The organism is Geodermatophilus sp. SYSU D00663 (assembly GCF_054050655.1).
Map to the genome: position 1 here is coordinate 34,223 of NZ_JBJGZT010000001.1, position 17,297 is coordinate 51,519.

The following is a 17,297-nucleotide window of genomic DNA, read 5'->3' on the forward strand; positions in this document are numbered from 1 at the left end:
ACACGCCGTCGCCGTCCGGTGTGTCGCCACCGGAACTCCGTGATCACCGCCGGACGGGCAGCCGGAGGGCCCGCGCCACCTCGGCGACCATCCGCCGGTGCTCGCGGTGGACGTCCGCAGCCGTGACGTGCAGCAGGGTCCAGCCGCGCTCGGTGATGCCGTTGTGCCGGCGCCGGTCGTCGCGCAGCTGCTCCGGCGTCGTGTGCGCCGCGTGCCCGTCGTACTCGGCGGCGACCCGCTGCTCCCGCCAGCCGGTGTCGAGGTACCAGCTGCACCCGTCGCCGAGGACCCGGACCTGGACGTCGGGCGCCGGGAGCCCACCCTCGATGAACCGCCAGCGCATCCGCGACTCCATCGGCGACTCGGCCAGCCCGTTCGCGTGGGGGACGAGACGCCGCAGCCGGACGACCTCGCGCAGTCCGCGCTGCCGCTCGACCTCCGCGGCCAGCTCCGCCCGGGTGCACTCCCTCGTGCCCAGCGCCGCGTCGAGCGTCGCCAGCCCGTCGATCGGCGCGGTCGCGCGAACCACGTCGCAGGCGGTCCGCGCCGGCGGCGTGCACCAGACGCCGTCGAGGAGCACCGCGTCGTCGGTTCCGAGGACCGACGGGTGCACCCGGATGCCCGGGCGGCTCCGGTTCGCCACGGACGGCGGGCCGAGGAAGTGCAGCGTGTCGTCGCCGAGGACGTCGAAGCCCCACAGCGCCGCGGCTGTCGAGTGGCACGCGACCAGGTCGGCGCCCACCACCAGCGCGGCCGCGCGCACCTGCGACCCGAGGGAGTCCGGCAGCTCGGCGTCGGCCAGCACGCCGCGCCAGCGGGTGCGCCGCCAGCGCCCGGAGTCGACCAGTCGCCGGACCTCCCACTCGGTCAGCCCCTCGCGGGCCTGCGTGACTGTGGAGACGCCACCCTGGCGCGCGATCGTCCGGTACAGCGCGAAGTCCACGCCGCGACCCTCGGGGCGGACGGCGCCGCCGGGCGCCGCCGCGGACCGGCTGTGGACGCCCGCCCGGCTGTGGACGCCCGCCCGGCTGTGGACCGCCCGCGATCATGGAGCTGCGGTGGCGACACACCAGGCATCGGCGACGTGTCGCCACCGGCGCTCCATGATCGCGGGGGCGGGGACTCTCAGGCGTCCGGGGTGCCGAGGAAGGTCTCCAGGATCTGCCGGGCGGCCAGGGCCGGGGTGAGCTCACCGGCCAGCACGGCCTTCTCCAGCTCCGGCGCCGACGACCGGACGGCGGGGTGCGCGCGCAGCCGGTGCTCGAGCCCGTCGCGCACGAGCTGCCAGGTCCAGCGCACCTGCTGCGCCCGGCGACGCTCGTCGAACGCCCCCGAGGCCCGCGCCCGGTCCTGGTGCTCGACCAGCTTGGCCCACACCTCGGCCAGCCCCTCGCCGGTGAGCCCCGCGCAGGTCAGCACCGGCACGTCCCACTCGGAGTGCCCGCGCAGCATCCGGATCGCCCCGGCCAGCTCCCGGGCGGCCTTGCGCGCGTCGGCGGCGGCCGGCCCGTCGGCCTTGTTGACGGCGATGACGTCGGCGAGCTCGAGGATGCCGCGCTTGATCCCCTGCAGCTGGTCGCCGGTGCGGGCCAGCGTCAGGAACAGGAACGAGTCGACCATCTCCGCGACGGTGACCTCCGACTGCCCGACGCCGACGGTCTCCACCAGCACGACGTCGTAGCCGGCCGCCTCGACGACGACCATCGACTCCCGCGTCGCCTGCGCGACCCCGCCGAGCGTCCCCGCGGTCGGCGCGGGACGGATGAAGGCGTTCCGGTCGACGGCCAGCCGCGCCATCCGGGTCTTGTCGCCCAGGATCGACCCGCCCGAGCGCGCCGACGACGGGTCGACCGCCAGCACCGCCACCCGGTGCCCGGCAGCGGTGAGGTCGACGCCGAGCTGGTCGATGAACGTCGACTTCCCCACCCCGGGCACGCCGGAGATGCCGACCCGCCGGGCGTCCCCCGCGTGCGGCAGGAGCTCGACCAGCAGCTCCTGCGCCCGCTCGCGGTGGTCGGCGCGGCGGGACTCGACCAGCGTGATCGCCCGCGCCAGCGACCGGCGGTCGCCGCCCAGCACCCCCTCGACGAGCGCGGGGACGTCCGGTGCGGGCATCAGTGGCCCATTCCCTAGTGACCGAGGCGCTGGGACAGCGTCCGCAGCAGCTCCTGCGCCGCCTCGGCGATGACCGTGCCCGGCGGGAACACCGCGGCCGCGCCCATCTCCTCGAGCCGCGGCACGTCGTCGGGCGGGATGACCCCGCCGACCACGACCAGGACGTCGTCGGCCCCGAGCTCGGCCAGCGCGTCGCGCAGCGCCGGCACCAGCGTCAGGTGCCCGGCGGCCAGCGACGAGACGCCGACGACGTGCACGTCGGCCTCGACCGCCTGCCGCGCGACCTCCTCCGGCGTCTGGAACAGCGGACCGACGTCGACGTCGAAGCCGAGGTCGGCGAACGCGGTGGCGATCACCTTCTGGCCGCGGTCGTGGCCGTCCTGGCCCATCTTGGCGACCAGGATGCGGGGGCGCCGTCCCTCCGCCTCCTCGAACGCCTCGGTCATCCGGCGGGTCTCCTCGAGCGGCCCCGAGCGGCCGGCCTCGTCGCGGTACACACCGGAGATGGTGCGCACCTGACCGGAGTGCCGCCCGTAGACCTCCTCGAGCGCGTCGGAGATCTCCCCGACGGTCGCCTTGGCCCGCGCCGCGTCGACGGCGAGCTTGAGCAGGTTGGAGTCGAGGTCGCGCCCGCGCCGTCCCTCCGCCGCGGCGCGGGCGGCGTCGGTGAGCCGGCGCAGCGCGTCGCGCACGGCGGAGTCGTCCCGGGACGCCCGGAGCTCGGCGAGCTTCGCCTTCTGCTGGGCGAGCACGTCGGCGTTGTCGACGCGCAGCACCTCGATCGCCTCGTCGGCCTCGACCCGGTACTTGTTGACGCCGATCACCGGCTGGCGGCCGGAGTCGATGCGCGCCTGCGTGCGGGCGGCGGCCTCCTCGATGCGCAGCTTCGGGATGCCGTCGTCGATGGCCTGCGCCATGCCGCCGTGCTCGGCGACCTCCTGGATGTGCGCCCAGGCGCGGCGGGCCAGGTCGTAGGTCAGCTTCTCCACGTACGCCGAGCCGCCCCACGGGTCGATCACCCGCGTCGTCCCCGACTCCTGCTGCAGCAGCAGCTGGGTGTTGCGGGCGATCCGCGCGGAGAAGTCGGTGGGCAGCGCCAGCGCCTCGTCGAGGGCGTTGGTGTGCAGCGACTGGGTGTGCCCCTGGGTGGCGGCCATCGCCTCCAGGCAGGTGCGGACGACGTTGTTGTAGACGTCCTGCGCGGTCAGCGACCAGCCCGAGGTCTGCGAGTGGGTGCGCAACGACAGCGACTTGTCCTTCTGCGCGCCGGCCTCCTTCACCAGCCGCGCCCACAGCAGCCGCCCGGCGCGGAGCTTGGCGACCTCCATGAAGAAGTTCATGCCGATGGCCCAGAAGAACGACAGCCGCGGCGCGAACGCGTCGATGTCCAGGCCCGCGGCCTTGCCCGCGCCCAGGTACTCGACGCCGTCGGCGAGGGTGTAGGCCAGCTCCAGGTCGGCCGTCGCCCCGGCCTCCTGGATGTGGTAGCCGGAGATGGAGATCGAGTTGAAGCGCGGCATCTCCGCCGAGGTGAAGGCGAAGATGTCGCTGATGATCTGCATCGACGGCTTCGGCGGGTAGATGTAGGTGTTGCGGACCATGAACTCCTTGAGGATGTCGTTCTGGATGGTCCCCGTGAGCTGGTCCGGCCTCACCCCCTGCTCCTCGGCGGCGAGGACGTAGAGCGCCAGCACCGGCAGCACGGCGCCGTTCATGGTCATCGAGACGCTCATCCGGTCCAGCGGGATGCCGTCGAACAGCTGCCGCATGTCCAGGATCGAGTCGATCGCCACCCCGGCCATGCCGACGTCGCCGACCACCCGCGGGTGGTCGGAGTCGTAGCCGCGGTGGGTGGGCAGGTCGAAGGCGACCGACAGGCCCTTCTGCCCGGCGGCGAGGTTGCGCCGGTAGAAGGCGTTGGACTCCGCCGCGGTGGAGAAGCCCGCGTACTGGCGGACCGTCCACGGCTGGGTCGTGTACATGGTCGGGTAGGGCCCGCGCAGGTAGGGCGGCAGGCCGGGGTAGGTCTGCAGGAAGTCCAGCCCGGCCAGGTCGGCCGGGGTGGCCAGCGGCGGGACGGCGATGCCCTCGGGGGTCTCCCAGGTCGCCTCCTCCACGCCGCGCCCGGTCGCCCCCTCGAACGCCTTGGCCCAGTCGTCGGCACCGGCGTGCGCCGCCGGGCGGCCCAGCTCGACGCCGCCGAAGTCGGGGATCCCGCTCATGCCCGCTCCTCCTCCGAGGAAGCGGCAGAGACGGCCGTCTCTGCCGTCAAGCCGAGTTGCCCGTGCACGGTCCTGAGCACCTCGAGTGCGTCACACCCGGCGTACACGTACCCGTCCACGCCGTCCACCCCGAGCGAGGGCTTCCCGGCCAGCCACACGTGCTCCGCGCCGGCGGCCCGCAGCTCGGCGGCCAGCGCGGCGGCGGCCTCCGCGTAGTCGGCGTCGGTGCCGCAGATGCAGGCGACCGTCGTCCCGGCGTCGGCGAACCCGGACGCGCCGTCGGCGGCCGGGGTGGCCACGCCGCCGGCCTGGAACAGGTTGCCGGCGAAGGAGGCCCGCGCGGTGTGCCGCGCGATCGGTCCGATGGTGGCGAGGTACACCTGCGGCCGCCGGCCGGCGGCGTCGGCGCGGTCGCGCAGCTCCTCGTACTCCTGCGCGGCCCGCACCCGGGGCAGCCCGCCGGTGGGGTGCAGGTCGGCCGCCGGCTGCCGCTCGGGCAGCTTCTCGGTCAGGTCGGGGAACTCGCTGACGCCGGTGATCGCGTCGCTGCGCGTCGCCAGCCGCTTCGCGCGGGCGTCCCAGGCGGCGGCCAGCCGGTCGCGGACCAGCCCCGAGGCCAGCGCCGCGGCCAGCCCGCCGGCCCGCTCGACCTCGGTGAACCAGGCCCACGCGGCCTGCGCGAGGTCCTCGGTGAGCGACTCGACGTACCAGGAGCCGCCGGCCGGGTCGAGCACGCGGGCCAGGTGCCCCTCCTCGACCAGCAGGCTCTGGGTGTTGCGCGCGATCCGCCGGGAGAAGGCGTCTGGCAGGCCGAGCGCGGCGTCGAAGGGCTGCACGGTGACGACGTCGGCCCCGCCCACGCCCGCGGCGAAGCAGGCGACGGTGGTGCGCAGCATGTTCACCCAGGGGTCGCGCCTCGTCGTCATCACCGACGACGTCACCGCGTGCTGGCGCTGCGCCCGGGCCGCCTCCGACGCGCCGCTGACCTCGCCGACCCGGTCCCACAGCCGGCGGGCGGCGCGCAGCGCGGCGATCGTCGTGAACTGGTCGGCCGGGGCGGAGTAGCGGAACTCGATGCGCTCGAACGCCTCGTCCACGGCCAGCCCGCCGTCGGTGAGCGCCCGCAGGTAGGCCACCCCGGCGGCCAGCGAGCAGCCGAGCTCCTCGACGGCGGTCGCGCCGGCGTCGGCGTACACGGTCGCGTCGACGACGACGGTGCGCCAGCCCGCCGGGGTCCGCCGGGCGACGTCGGCCAGGACGGCGAGGTCCTGCTCCTCCCCCGAGGCGGCCTGGTCGCCGAGCGGGTCGAGACCCAGAGAACCGCCGGGTGCCAGGTCGGTGCGGTCGCCGGCCAGCGCCAGCAGCGCCTCGGCGGCCGGGAGCCCGCCGGAGACGGCGACCGGCGCGAGGTCGAGGTAGACGTCGGCGAGCACGTCGCCGAGGGCGTCCACGGGCACCGCGCCCTCGCCGAGGTGCAGCCACAGCGAGGTGACGCCGTTCTCCAGGTCGGCGGCGACCGCCTCCCGCGTGACCGCGACGTCGGGGTGGGCGTGCCGCTGCCGGACGTCCCAGCCCGCGGGCACGCCGCTGTCGGGCGAGGAGCCGGCGCGGGCGCCGCGGACGAACGGCGGCAGGCCGGGCACACCGACCGCCGTCGGGAGGTCGCCGGCGTCGTCGGCGGTGTAGAGCGGCGCGACGCTGACGCCGGTGGCCACCGTGCGGCGCAGCGCGTCCTCGACCGGGTCGGGCAGCTCCTCGCGGCCCGCCTTGCGCAGGACCCCGGCCACCAGCTCGCGCCACTGCTCGCGGCCGACCGGCGGGAAGTCGCCGGCGAGGGACAGCTCGTCGGGCACCTCGTGCTCGGCGGGGACCTCGTCCTCGCCGGGCGTCGCGGTGTCGGTGGCGCTCATCGGTGAACTCCCCGCATCGGATGCTCGGTCGGGGAAGGTTCTACCGGCGCTCCCCCGACCGTGGACGCGCGGGGTGGCCCGGACCGGGCGCCCCGGCGGCCGACCCCGACGTCCCGGCGGCGGCGGTCAGCGCCTGCAGCGCGGTGCGCACCATCAGCCGGATGCCGACCCCGATGGCCCGCTCGTCGACGTCGAAGGTGCCGCGGTGCAGGTCCAGAGGCGCGCCGCCGCCGTGGGTGCCCAGGCGGGCCAGCGCGATCGGCAGCACGTCGGCGAACCAGCCGAAGTCCTCCCCGCCCATGCTCTGCGGCGACTGGCGCAGGTTCTCGCTGCCGACGGTCTGCAGCGCCGCGGTGCGCAGCAGCGCCACCGCGCGCGGGTCGTTGACCACCGGCGGCACGCCGGGCACGTACTCCACCTCGACGCCGGCGCCGGTGGGCGCCACCACCTGCTCGACCAACCCGCGCAGCAGCCCCTCGGCGCGCTGCCACTCGTCGCGGTCGAGCACCCGCACGGTGCCGCGCAGGGTGCCCCGCTGCGGGATGGCGTTGGCCGCGACCCCGGCGTTGACCGCGCCCCACACCAGCGAGAACCCGGCCCGCGGGTCGACCTTGCGCGACAGCAGCCCGGGCAGCCCGGTGACCAGGCGGCCGAGGGCGTCGACCAGGTCCACGGTCAGCTGCGGGCGGGCGGTGTGCCCGCCGGGGCCGGTGAGCGTGACGTCGATGCGGTCGCAGGCGGCGGTGATCGAGCCGGTGCGCAGGCCGACGGTGCCCGCCGGGATCGCCGGGTCGCAGTGCAGCGCGAACGCCCGGGACGCGCCGTCGAGGACGCCGGCCGCCACCACGTGCGTCGCGCCGCCGGGGACGGTCTCCTCGGCCGGCTGGAACACGCAGCGCACCGTGCCCGGCAGGTCGTCCAGCGCGGCCAGCGCCAGCGTGGCGCCGAGCAGCACGGTGGTGTGCACGTCGTGGCCGCAGGCGTGGCACATGCCCTCGCGGGTGGAGGCGTAGGGGACGTCCTTGAGGTCGGCCAGCGGCAGCGCGTCGATGTCGGCGCGCAGCACCACCGTCGGGTCGCCGGACCCGACCTCCACCACCAGCCCGGTCCCGCTGGGCAGCCGGCGCGGCGCGAGCCCGGCGCCGGCGAGCCGCTGCTCGAGGAACGCCGTCGTCTCCACCTCGGCGAAGGCCAGCTCGGGGTGCATGTGCAGGTGCCGGCGCACGCCGACCAGGGAGTCGTTGCGGTCGGCCACCCACGCGTCGAGCCCGGCGGCCAGTTCCTCGGGGGTCCGGGTCATGCGGCGTGGCCGCCGGCGCACGCCGCCGGGCCGGGGACGGGACCGTCGGGGCCGGCGGCCGGCCCGGAGGTGGGCAGGCCGTCCCGGAGCTCGGCGAGCAGCCCGTCGACGACGGCGCGCAGGTCGCCGCCGGACGCCAGCGCCGCGGCCCGCTGCCGCTGGTAGGAGGCGCCGACGGCGAGCACCCGCTCGACGCCCGCGAGCTCCGCCTCGCAGCCCAGCCGCTTCGCCGTCGGGCCCAGCTCCTCGGCGAGGTCGAGCAGCGCCTGCCGCACCGGGCGCACCGTTCCCTTCTCGTCCACCACCACGTCGGCGTCCAGGCCCCAGCGGGCCGCGCGCCACTTGTTCTCCTTCACCACCCAGCTCGGCGGGGTGGGCAGCGTGTAGCCGCGGTCGAGCTGGGTGTCGAACTGCTCGACCAGGCACTGCGACAGCGCCGCGACGACGCCGACCTCCTCGAGCGTGGGCAGGCCGTCGCAGATGCGCAGCTCCACGGTGCCGAAGCCCGGGTGCGGGCGGATGTCCCACCACACCTCGCGCACGCTCTCGATGGCCCCGGTGGAGATCAGCGTCTCCATGTAGGTCTCGAAGCCGGCCCAGTCGGGCAGCTGGGTGGGCAGCCCCGCCGTCGGCATGGCCTCGAAGACCTTGCTGCGCGCCGAGGCCAGCCCGGTGTCGCAGCCGACCCAGAACGGCGAGGACGCCGACAGCGCGAGGAAGTGCGGCACGTACTGGGTGAGCGCGTTGACGATCGGCATCGCCTTGTCCGGCGAGCGGACGCCGACGTGCACGTGGACCCCGAAGATCTGCAGCCGCCGGGCCAGCCACTGCATCCGCTCGACCAGGTGCAGGTACCGCTCCTTGGGCGAGATCAGCTGGGTCTGCCAGTCGGTGAACGGGTGGGTGCCGGCGCACAGCAGGCCCAGGCCGCGGCGGTCGGCGGCGGCGGCCACCTCGGCGACCGTGCCGGCGAGGTCGGCGGTGGCCTCCTCGACGGTGGTGCACACGCCGGTGATGACCTCGACGGTCGACTGCAGCAGCTCGTGCTTGGCCTTCGGGTGCTCCTCGGCGCCGTCGGGGCGGATCTCCTCGAGGATCTCCGTCGCCCCGGCGGTGAGCTCCCGGCTCTCCCGGTCCACGAGCTGCAGCTCCCACTCCACACCCAGGCTGGAGCGTTCCGAGGAGGAGAACGGGATCTGCACGCTGCCGAGGATAGGGAGATCGGCGCTCCCGCACCCCCTGGACAGCGCGGATCCCCCGGTGGACTCAGACCACCGCGGGGACGGTGCCCGGTTCCGGGGTCCGCGGCCGCGGCAGCAGCGCGGCGGGCGGCACCCGGCCGGTGACCGCCGCGACGGCGCGGCGCCCGTACAGGTCGGGGTGGACGCGCACACCGCACAGGTCGCGGCCGACGACGGAGACGCCGCGGCCGTCGTCGGTGGGCACCACGGCCTCGACCCGCGACCACGGGATGCCGTGCACGTCGCCGTCGGCGTCGGTGTGGGCGAGGCCGTCCTCGGAGACGACCAGGGCCACCCGCGCGGCCGGGTCGAGCAGCCGGCGCAGCAGCGGCGGGCGGAACACCGTGCCGGCCGGCAGCTCCGGGAGGGTGCCGCACAGCGGGCGGCGGGCGACGCCGGCCGGGCCGTCCCAGGCCGCGGTGTCGGGGACGCCGAGGACGGCGGTGGCCGCGGCGCGGCGCAGCGCCGCGGTCACCCGCGCCGGCGTCACCGCGCGCCAGGCGGCGAGGGTGTCCGCGGCCGGGCGGAACGGCAGGCCGGTGGCCGCGCAGTAGGCGGCGTCGGCCAGCTCCGTGCCGACGGCGTCCTCGTCGTCGAGCTCGGCCTCCAGTCCCGCGACGGCGTGCGCGACCTCCGCGGCGTCCGGCCCGTCGGCGCACAGCCCGGCGAACGTCTCCCACAGCAGCCCGGCGACCTCGGCGCCGCGGCCGGTCCGGGCGTCGACCACGACCGCCACCTCGCGCCGGCCGGGCGCGAGGTCGAGGGTGAGGGAGTCGACGCCGTAGGACAGCCCGCGGCCGTGCCGCGCCCGCTCGCGCAGCCGGTCCTCGAGCACGTCGACGCCGATCGCCAGCGCGGGGTCGCCGGGGGTGTCGGTGGCCAGCAGCAGCCCGACGCCGGGGGCGTCGGTGTGCGTCCAGACCGGCCCGTCCTGCGGGCGCGGCGGCGGCACCCGGCGCACCGGGCGCGGCCCGTCGGGCAGCGGCAGCCGCAGGCCCTCGGGCAGCGGGCCGTGGCACCACACCGCGGCGTTGGAGCGGACGAACCAGCGGGCGGCGTGCGCCCGGACGGTCTCCTCGGTCAGGTACTCCGGGCCCGGCCCCGCCGACACGGTCAGGCCCGGGCCGGTCAGGCCGTAGCGCGCGGCCCACAGCGCGCTGACCGTGGAGGAGCCGGTGCCGCAGCCCTCGGCCTGCAGCACGCCGGCCTCGGCGGCCAGGCGCTCGGTGGGCAGGTCGGCCAGGGCGCGGCAGACGCCCTCGAGGAAGGCGGCGACGGCGTCCGGGCGGCCGGTGGCGAAGAAGGCGGTGCTGTCGACGTCGGTGACGGCGTTGCAGCGCAGGTGCGTGCGCGGGAGCGCGGCCATGGCCAGGTGCTCGACGAGGTGGGTGACCTCGATGGTCGAGAACGTCTCGTCGCGCAGGCCGACGCCGAACACCAGAGCCGCCGTCGTCCGCTCCCGCCCGCCGGCGGTGAACACCGGGACGCCGTCGATGACCGTTCGCTGCACCGAGCCATGGTCCGGGAGCCGGCCCGTCGTCCCCGGCCGACACGCGGCCGGGGACGACGGGGACGAGTGGTTCGACGGCGGCCGCGCCCCCGGTGACCGCCTCGGCCGGTGGGGACGTCGGCCGGGGTCGCCGCGACGGCGCTGGGTTAGCGTCGCCCGGTGAGCGCACCCGATCCCGCGGCCCTGGCCGCCACCGCCGCCGCCGACCTGACCGCAGCCCTGGGGAACGGCCACGACGTCGCCGTCGTCATGGGCTCGGGCTGGGCCCCCGCGGCCGACGCCTTCGGCGAGCCCGCGGCCTCCGTCGCCATCGGCGAGCTGCCCGGCTTCGCCGCCCCCACGGCCGTCGGGCACGGCGGGCAGGTGCGGTCGGTGCGCGTCGGCGACCGGCGGGTGCTGCTCTTCCTCGGCCGCACGCACCTCTACGAGGGCCGCGGCGTCGAGCCGGTGGTGCACGGGATCCGCACCGCCGCCGCGGCCGGCGTGCGCACCGTCGTCCTCACCAATGCCGCCGGCGGGCTGGCGCCCGACCACCGGGTCGGCCAGGCGGTCCTCATCAGCGACCACCTCAACCTCACCGCCCGCTCGCCGCTGGTCGGCGCCACGTTCGTCGACCTCACCGACCTGTACTCCGCGCGGCTGCGCGAGCTGGCCCGCTCCCTCGACCCGGACCTCACCGAGGGCGTCTACGCCGCGCTGCCCGGCCCGCACTACGAGACGCCGGCCGAGATCCGCATGCTGCGCGGCCTCGGCGCCGACCTGGTGGGCATGTCCACGGCGCTCGAGGCGATCGCCGCCCGTGCCGCCGGGATGGAGGTGCTGGGGCTGTCGATGGTCACCAACGCCGCGGCCGGCATCACCGGCGAGAAGCTGGACCACGAGGAGGTGCTCGCCGCGGGCAGGGCGGCGGCCGGGCGGCTCGGCGAGTTCCTGGTCGAGTTCATCGGGCGCCTGCCGTGACCGGCTCGGTCGTGGACGCCGCCCGGGCCTGGGCCGCGGCCGACCCGCACCCCGGCGACCGCGCCGAGATCGAGGCCCTGGTCGCCGTCGGGGACACCGCCGAGCTCGAGCGCCGCTTCGCCGGGCCGCTGACCTTCGGCACCGCCGGGCTGCGCGGGCCGCTGCGCGCCGGGCCGGCCGGCATGAACGCCGCCGTCGTCACCCGGGCGGCCGCCGGGCTGGGCGCCTGGCTGACCGCGCACGGGCACGGCGGCGGGGCCGTCGTCGTCGGGTTCGACGCCCGGCGCCGCTCCGACGAGTTCGCCCGGGTCACCGCCGCGGTGCTGTCGGCCGCCGGGTTCGCCGTCTCGGTGCTGCCGCGGCCGCTGCCCACGCCGGTGCTGTCGTCGGCGGTCCGGTCGCTGGGCTGCGTCGCCGGCGTGATGGTCACCGCCAGCCACAACCCGCCGCAGGACAACGGCTACAAGGTCTACCTCGCCGACGGCGCCCAGCTCGTGCCGCCGGCCGACCGGGAGATCGAGGCCGCGATCGCCGCCGTCGGCCCGGCGGGCGAGGTGCCCACCTCCGACGCGTGGACGACCCTCGGCGACGACGTCGAGGCCGGGTACGTGGCCGCCGTCGTGCGGGCGCTGCAGCCCGAGCGGGTGGACGCCGCCGCGCGGGCCGGCCTCACCGTGGCCTACACCGCGATGCACGGCGTCGGCGCGGCCACCACGCGGGCGGTGTTCGCCGCCGCCGGGTTCGCCCCGCCGGTCAGCGTCCCCGAGCAGGACGCCCCCGACCCGGCGTTCCCGACGGTCGCCTTCCCCAACCCCGAGGAGCCCGGCGCGGTCGACCTGCTGCTCGCGCTGGCCGACCGCTGCGGCGCCGACGTCGCCATCGCCGAGGACCCCGACGCCGACCGCTGCTCGGTGGTGTGCGACGGCCGGCAGCTCACCGGCGACGAGGTGGGCGCGCTGCTCGCCGACTGGCTGCTGCGCCGCGGCGTGCGCGGCACCTACGCGGCCTCGCTGGTCAGCGGCTCGCTGCTGGCCGCGCTCGCGGAGGCGCACGGCGTGCGGTTCGCCGAGACGCCGACCGGCTTCAAGTGGATCATCCGCGCCGGCACCGACGCCGAGCCGCTGGTGTTCGGCTACGAGGAGGCCCTGGGCTACGCGGTCACCCCGGAGGTGGCCCGCGACAAGGACGGCATCTCCGCCGCCCTCGCCGTCGCGCTGCTGGCCGCCGAGCTGGGGCAGACCGGCCGCACCCTGGTCGACCGGCTCGACGAGCTGGCCCGCGAGCACGGGCTGTTCGCCACCGGCCAGCTGTCGGTGCGGGTGGAGGACCTGTCGCTGATCTCCGACGCCATGGAGCGGCTGCGCGCCGACCCGCCGGCCCGGCTGCTCGGCCGCGAGGTCACCGCCACCGACCTGCTGGCCGAGGACCCGCCGGTCGACGCCGTGCGGCTGCTCGGCGACGGCGTCCGCGTGGTGGTCCGGCCCAGCGGCACCGAGCCCAAGCTCAAGGCGTACCTGGAGACGGTGGTCCCGGTGCACGACGACGCCGGGGTCATCGCCGCCCGCGGCCGCGGCGCGGACGAGCTCGACCAGCTGCGCGGCGAGATGGCGCACGCGCTGGGGCTGTAGCCGTGGACGTCGGCGCGCTGGCCTTCGACGTGTTCGGCACGGTCGTGGACTGGCGCGCCGGCGTGGCCCGGGAGGCGGCCCGGCTCCTCGGCCCGGACGTCGACGCGCACGCGTTCGCCGACGCCTGGCGGGCGCGGTACCGGCCGTCCATGGAGGAGGTGCGCTCCGGCGGGCGGCCGTTCGTCCCGCTCGACGTGCTGCACCGCGAGTCGCTGCCGGAGGCGCTGGCCGAGGTGGGCGCGGGCCCCGTCCCCGACGACGTCGCCGCCGAGCTGGTGCTGGCCTGGCACCGGCTCGACCCGTGGCCGGACGCGGTGCCGGGCCTGACCCGGCTGCGGCAGCGGTTCGTGCTGGCGCCGCTGTCCAACGGCGGGGTGCGGCTGCAGGTGGACCTGGCGCGGCGGGCCGGGCTGCCCTGGGACCTCGTGCTCGGCGCCGAGGTCGTCGGCCGCTACAAGCCCGACCCGGAGGTCTACGACGCGGCGGCGCGGCTGCTCGCGCTGCCGCCGTCGGCGGTGCTCGTGGTGGCCGCGCACGTCGACGACCTGGCCGCGGCGCGCGCCCGCGGCCTCCGGACGGCGTACGTGCACCGGCCCGACGAGTTCGGCGGGACGCGCGTGCCGCCGGAGCGCGACCCCGGCGCCGACCTGTCGGTGTCCTCGCTCGAGGAGCTGGCCGGCGCGCTCGGCTGCTGAGGCCCGTCAGTCCCCGTGCCGGGGCCGGGTGCCGGTGCCGCGCCGCCCCGCGGCCACGGAACCCCCTCCGCAGAGCACTCCGAGGACCAGCCAGCCGATCCCGGTGAGCAGGCCCCGCTGCTCCCCGGCGGCGTCGCGGGTCTCGACCCACAGCACCACGGCGGCGGTGCCGAGCAGCCACAGCAGCACCGGCAGGGGGCGCCAGCGGCGGAGGTCGGCCATGACGACGACCGGCGCCAGCACGACCGCCCCGACCAGCACGATGATCACGCCCGGAGTGTGCCGGACGGGTCCCTCACCTGCGGCGTCGCCCCGGGCGGGCCTGCGGCGGGGACCACTCGAGGGTCCAGCTCTCCCCCACCGGCAGCGCCCGCCGGCGCCGCGCGGCGTCGGCCAGGGCGGCAGCCGGCCGGGAGGAGGTCATCCGCACCCCTCCGGGCCGACCCGTCCGGTCAACCGGTGTCACCGGGTCGCGAGCCGCGGCTCCCGCCGGACCGGGTACGGGGTCCCGTCGTACTGGTTGCGGCCGGGCTCGCCCGCCGAGAAGCCGAGCACCACGAGCAGGACGATCGCGCCGGCGACCGGGACCAGGCCCCACAGCAGGAACCAGCCCGAGCGGCCGGTGTCGTGCAGCCGGGTCACCGCCGCGCTGATCGAGGGCGCGAACAGCGCCAGCGAGACCAGCAGGGTGATCGGCCCGCCCGAGAAGCTGACGTCGGCGCTGTAGGAGTAGTAGCCGTAGGACTCGTAGCCGGCCGTGTACCAGGCGGTCCCCAGGGCGATGTCGGCCCAGACCGCCGCGACGCTCGCCGCCCACAGCGGCAGCGCGTAGTGCAGCCAGTAGGTGCGCCGGTCGATCCGGCCGCGCCGCACGTACCAGCTGCCGTGCGAGGAAGCCTGCGGGTTCGCGCGGTCGTGGCCGAGGTACGGGTACTCGCTCATGTCGTCTCCCTGTCCGGCCCCGGGTGCCGGGGCTCCCTGTCGTCGGGGGAGACGGTGTCGGCCGCTGCTTGTCCGGCCCTTGCGCGCGACTGGAGGCCGCGCCGCAAGTCGGGCTCAGGCGGGGACGTCCTCCCGGCAGCCCGAGGCCAGCGCCCGCTCGGCGGCGGCCAGCACGACGACGACCTCGCGGCCGAAGCCGACGTCGCAGGGGTGCGTGCCGCCGGTGACCGCCGCCGCGGTGAGCTCGTCGACCGCCGCCGTCAGCGACGCGACCGGGCTCTCGGTGTCGGGCAGGAGCACCAGCCGCCCGGCGTCGCCGTGGACGGAGAACTCGATGCCGGTGGCCAGCGGCGCCACCGTGTGCGACAGCGTGACGGTCGAGGCCACGCCGGGGGTGGCGTGCTGGAGGACCAGGTGCACGGTGTCGCCGGCGCCTGCGCCCGCCTGCACCGACACCACCGGGCCCAGCGCCGGCACCAGCAGCGACAGCGCGTGCGGGCCGATGTCCCACAGCGCCCCGTACCGGCGGCGCCAGGCCGAGTCGAACGGGCTCCCGGCCAGCGCCGACAGCCACGAGGCGGCGCCGCCGGCCAGCCGGGTGCGGCCCGCCTGGGCCAGCCACGACGTCGTCTGCGCCTGGAACCGGAAGGTGAAGAACACGACCGAGGCGACCCCCGCGGACCGCACCGCCGTCACCACCCGGTCGGCCTCGTCGACGGTCAGCCCGATCGGCTTCTCCAGCAGCAGGTGCCGGCCTGCGGCGGCCGCCTGCTCGGCCAGGGGCACCTGCACGTCCGGCGGGACGGCGACCGACACCGCGTCGACCCGCTCCAGCAGCGCCGCGAGGTCGTCCGTGCCGGGGACGTCGAACTCCGCGCCCACCTCGGCGGCCTTGCCCGCGTCCCGGCCCCAGATCCCGGCGAGCTCCGCGGTGGGGTGCGCGGCGATCGCCGCCGCGTGCACGGTGCGGGCCCAGTGACCGGTGCCCAGGACGGCGAACCGCACGGTCAGACCGCGCCGAACTGGCGGTCCCCGGCGTCGCCGAGGCCCGGCACGATGTACGCCTTCTCGTTGAGGCCCTCGTCGACGCTGGCGGTGAACACCCGCAGCGGCAGGCCGCTCTGCTCCAGCCGCTCCAGGCCGACCGGCGCGGCCAGCGCGCACAGCACGGTGATCTCGGTGGCGCCGCGGTCGGTGAGCAGCGTGCAACAGTGCACCAGGGAGCCGCCGGTGGCCAGCATCGGGTCCAGCACGAACACGTGCCGGCCGACCAGGCTCTCCGGCAGCGAGGCCATGTACGCCTCGGGCTGGAAGGTCACCTCGTTGCGCGCCAGGCCGACGAAGCCCATCTGCGACTCCGGCAGCATCCCGTGCGCGGTGTCGGCCATGCCCAGCCCGGCCCGCAGCACCGGGACGATCAGCGGCGGCGCGGCCAGCCGGTAGCCGGTCGTCGTCGTCACCGGGGTGGTGATCGGCTCCTCGGCGACGGCGAGGTCGCGCGTGGCCTCGTACACCAGCATCTGGGTCAGCTCCCGCAGCGCCGCCCGGAAGGCGGCGTTGTCGGTCCGCTCGTCGCGCATCCGCGACAGACGGGCACGGGCGAGCGGGTGGTCGACGACGGTCAGCTGCACGGGCGCCACCGTAACGGTCAGGGCGCGACGGCCAGGAACAGGAAGCCGGCCAGCAGGACCAGGTGGACCACGCCCTGCAGCCGGGTCGCCCGGCCGGGCACCACGGTGAGCACCGCGACGACGACGGTCACCGCGAGCAGCACCATCTGCGTGGCGCCGAGCCCGAGCAGCAGCGGCCCGTCCAGCCAGATCGAGGCCACCGCGATCGCCGGGATGGTCAGCCCGATGCTCGCCATCGCCGACCCGAACGCCAGGTTCAGGCTGGTCTGCAGCCGGTTGCGGCGGGCGGCGTTGGCGGCCGCGAGCGTCTCGGGGGCCAGCACGAGCAGCGCGATCACCACGCCGACGAACGACTGCGGGAAGCCGATCGCGGCCACCCCGGCCTCGATGGCGGGCGACTCCACCTTCGCCAGCCCGACGACGGCGACCAGCGCCACCAGCAGCAGCCCGAGGCTGGTCAGCGCGGTCCGGTTCGACGGCGGCTCGGCGTGCTCGTCCTCGTCGTCGCGGCTGCCGTCGACGGGGACGGGGAGGAAGAAGTCGCGGTGCCGGACGGTCTGGGTGACCACGAACGCGCCGTAGAGCACGAGCGAGGCGAGCGCGGCGAAGGTCAGCTGCGCCGTCGAGAACTCCGGCCCGCTGACGCTCGTGGTGTAGGTGGGCAGGACCAGGCACATCACCGCGAGGGTGAGCACGGTCGCCAGCGCCGCCCCGGCCCCCTCGCGGTTGAAGACGACGACGTCGTGCCGCAGCGCCCCCAGCAGCACCGACAGCCCGAGGATGCCGTTGCAGGTGATCATCACCGCGGCGAACACCGTGTCCCGCGGCAGGGACGCCGCCTCGGGCCCGCCGGACGCCATCAGCGTGACGATCAGCCCGACCTCGATCACGGTGACCGCGACGGCGAGCACCAGCGACCCGAACGGCTCCCCCACCCGGTGGGCGACCACCTCGGCGTGGTGGACGGCGGCCAGCACCGCGCCGACGAGGGCGACCGCGTCGACCACCACCACGAGCGCCCCGGGGTCCCCTCCCCAGGTGAGCGCCAGGAGGACCACCGCGGCCACGGGCGCGACGGTGGTCCAGGACAGCAGGGCCGGTCTCGTCGTCGTCGTGGCCATGTCCCCACGCTGCCATGCCCGG

At 76.4% G+C, this 17,297-nt stretch carries 16 protein-coding genes; 3 read left to right on the forward strand and 13 right to left on the reverse strand.

The window, feature by feature from the left end; translation table 11 throughout:
• Positions 1-43: 43 nt before the first annotated feature.
• From ACI79Z_RS00135 to ACI79Z_RS00165, 7 genes are all read right to left on the reverse strand, one after another.
• Complete coding sequence (locus tag ACI79Z_RS00135) at positions 44-943, reverse strand: hypothetical protein (RefSeq protein ID WP_456901347.1); 900 nt, start codon at positions 941-943, stop codon at positions 44-46.
• Between the two features lie 182 nt (positions 944-1,125).
• Positions 1,126-2,115: a methylmalonyl Co-A mutase-associated GTPase MeaB gene (meaB, locus tag ACI79Z_RS00140; protein WP_387987520.1), complete on the reverse strand. Its 990-nt coding sequence runs from the start codon at positions 2,113-2,115 to the stop codon at positions 1,126-1,128.
• A gap of 14 nt (positions 2,116-2,129) precedes the next feature.
• A complete protein-coding gene (gene scpA, locus ACI79Z_RS00145; protein WP_456901348.1) occupies positions 2,130-4,337 on the reverse strand; it encodes a methylmalonyl-CoA mutase in 2,208 nt (735 codons plus the stop codon).
• Complete coding sequence (locus tag ACI79Z_RS00150) at positions 4,334-6,247, reverse strand: methylmalonyl-CoA mutase subunit beta (protein ID WP_456901349.1); 1,914 nt, start codon at positions 6,245-6,247, stop codon at positions 4,334-4,336. Before ACI79Z_RS00150 ends, scpA begins: the two co-directional genes overlap by 4 nt.
• A 40-nt stretch (positions 6,248-6,287) precedes the next feature.
• Positions 6,288-7,547, reverse strand: a complete 1,260-nt coding sequence (locus tag ACI79Z_RS00155; RefSeq protein WP_387987526.1) for an amidohydrolase — start codon at positions 7,545-7,547, stop codon at positions 6,288-6,290.
• Positions 7,544-8,749, reverse strand: a complete 1,206-nt coding sequence (locus ACI79Z_RS00160; protein WP_387987528.1) for a glutamate--cysteine ligase — start codon at positions 8,747-8,749, stop codon at positions 7,544-7,546. Before ACI79Z_RS00160 ends, ACI79Z_RS00155 begins: the two co-directional genes overlap by 4 nt.
• 64 nt (positions 8,750-8,813) lie before the next feature.
• A complete protein-coding gene (locus tag ACI79Z_RS00165) occupies positions 8,814-10,298 on the reverse strand; it encodes a hypothetical protein (protein WP_456901350.1) in 1,485 nt (494 codons plus the stop codon).
• A gap of 159 nt (positions 10,299-10,457) precedes the next feature.
• Between ACI79Z_RS00165 and ACI79Z_RS00170 the strand changes: the two genes are divergently transcribed.
• Genes ACI79Z_RS00170 through ACI79Z_RS00180 form a run of 3 tightly spaced genes read left to right on the forward strand, consistent with a single transcriptional unit; the run spans position 10,458 to position 13,581 of the window.
• Complete coding sequence (locus ACI79Z_RS00170; RefSeq protein WP_387987536.1) at positions 10,458-11,258, forward strand: purine-nucleoside phosphorylase; 801 nt, start codon at positions 10,458-10,460, stop codon at positions 11,256-11,258.
• A complete protein-coding gene (locus ACI79Z_RS00175; protein WP_456901351.1) occupies positions 11,255-12,886 on the forward strand; it encodes a phospho-sugar mutase in 1,632 nt (543 codons plus the stop codon). Before ACI79Z_RS00170 ends, ACI79Z_RS00175 begins: the two co-directional genes overlap by 4 nt.
• 2 nt (positions 12,887-12,888) lie before the next feature.
• On the forward strand, positions 12,889-13,581 hold the full coding sequence (locus tag ACI79Z_RS00180; protein ID WP_456901352.1) for a haloacid dehalogenase type II: 693 nt from the start codon (positions 12,889-12,891) through the stop codon (positions 13,579-13,581).
• A 6-nt stretch (positions 13,582-13,587) separates the two neighbouring features.
• Here the strand turns inward: ACI79Z_RS00180 and ACI79Z_RS00185 are convergent, their stop codons facing one another.
• The 6 genes from ACI79Z_RS00185 to ACI79Z_RS00210 all read right to left on the reverse strand — a co-directional run bounded on the left by ACI79Z_RS00185 (position 13,588) and on the right by ACI79Z_RS00210 (position 17,275).
• Positions 13,588-13,851, reverse strand: coding sequence for a hypothetical protein (locus tag ACI79Z_RS00185; RefSeq protein WP_456901353.1), 264 nt, complete (start codon positions 13,849-13,851; stop codon positions 13,588-13,590).
• 25 nt (positions 13,852-13,876) lie between these two features.
• Positions 13,877-14,005, reverse strand: coding sequence for a hypothetical protein (locus ACI79Z_RS00190; RefSeq protein ID WP_456901354.1), 129 nt, complete (start codon positions 14,003-14,005; stop codon positions 13,877-13,879).
• A gap of 38 nt (positions 14,006-14,043) precedes the next feature.
• Positions 14,044-14,523 carry a DUF805 domain-containing protein gene (locus tag ACI79Z_RS00195; protein WP_387987546.1) on the reverse strand — a complete coding sequence of 160 codons (480 nt, stop codon included), beginning with the start codon at positions 14,521-14,523 and terminating at the stop codon, positions 14,044-14,046.
• A 114-nt stretch (positions 14,524-14,637) separates the two neighbouring features.
• Positions 14,638-15,528 carry a Gfo/Idh/MocA family protein gene (locus ACI79Z_RS00200; RefSeq protein WP_387987548.1) on the reverse strand — a complete coding sequence of 297 codons (891 nt, stop codon included), beginning with the start codon at positions 15,526-15,528 and terminating at the stop codon, positions 14,638-14,640.
• A gap of 2 nt (positions 15,529-15,530) precedes the next feature.
• On the reverse strand, positions 15,531-16,154 hold the full coding sequence (gene upp, locus ACI79Z_RS00205) for a uracil phosphoribosyltransferase (RefSeq protein ID WP_387987549.1): 624 nt from the start codon (positions 16,152-16,154) through the stop codon (positions 15,531-15,533).
• 17 nt (positions 16,155-16,171) lie between these two features.
• Positions 16,172-17,275, reverse strand: a complete 1,104-nt coding sequence (locus tag ACI79Z_RS00210) for a calcium:proton antiporter (RefSeq protein WP_387987551.1) — start codon at positions 17,273-17,275, stop codon at positions 16,172-16,174.
• Between the last annotated feature and the right edge of the window lie 22 nt (positions 17,276-17,297).

Coding starts and splice junctions, on each gene's coding strand:
- ACI79Z_RS00210 (WP_387987551.1), bottom strand. CDS start 17,275: ATGGCCACGACGACGACGAGACCGGCCCTGCTGTCCTGGACCACCGTC.
- ACI79Z_RS00150 (WP_456901349.1), bottom strand. CDS start 6,247: ATGAGCGCCACCGACACCGCGACGCCCGGCGAGGACGAGGTCCCCGCC.
- ACI79Z_RS00190 (WP_456901354.1), bottom strand. CDS start 14,005: ATGACCTCCTCCCGGCCGGCTGCCGCCCTGGCCGACGCCGCGCGGCGC.
- ACI79Z_RS00195 (WP_387987546.1), bottom strand. CDS start 14,523: ATGAGCGAGTACCCGTACCTCGGCCACGACCGCGCGAACCCGCAGGCT.
- ACI79Z_RS00155 (WP_387987526.1), bottom strand. CDS start 7,547: ATGACCCGGACCCCCGAGGAACTGGCCGCCGGGCTCGACGCGTGGGTG.
- meaB (WP_387987520.1), bottom strand. CDS start 2,115: ATGCCCGCACCGGACGTCCCCGCGCTCGTCGAGGGGGTGCTGGGCGGC.
- scpA (WP_456901348.1), bottom strand. CDS start 4,337: ATGAGCGGGATCCCCGACTTCGGCGGCGTCGAGCTGGGCCGCCCGGCG.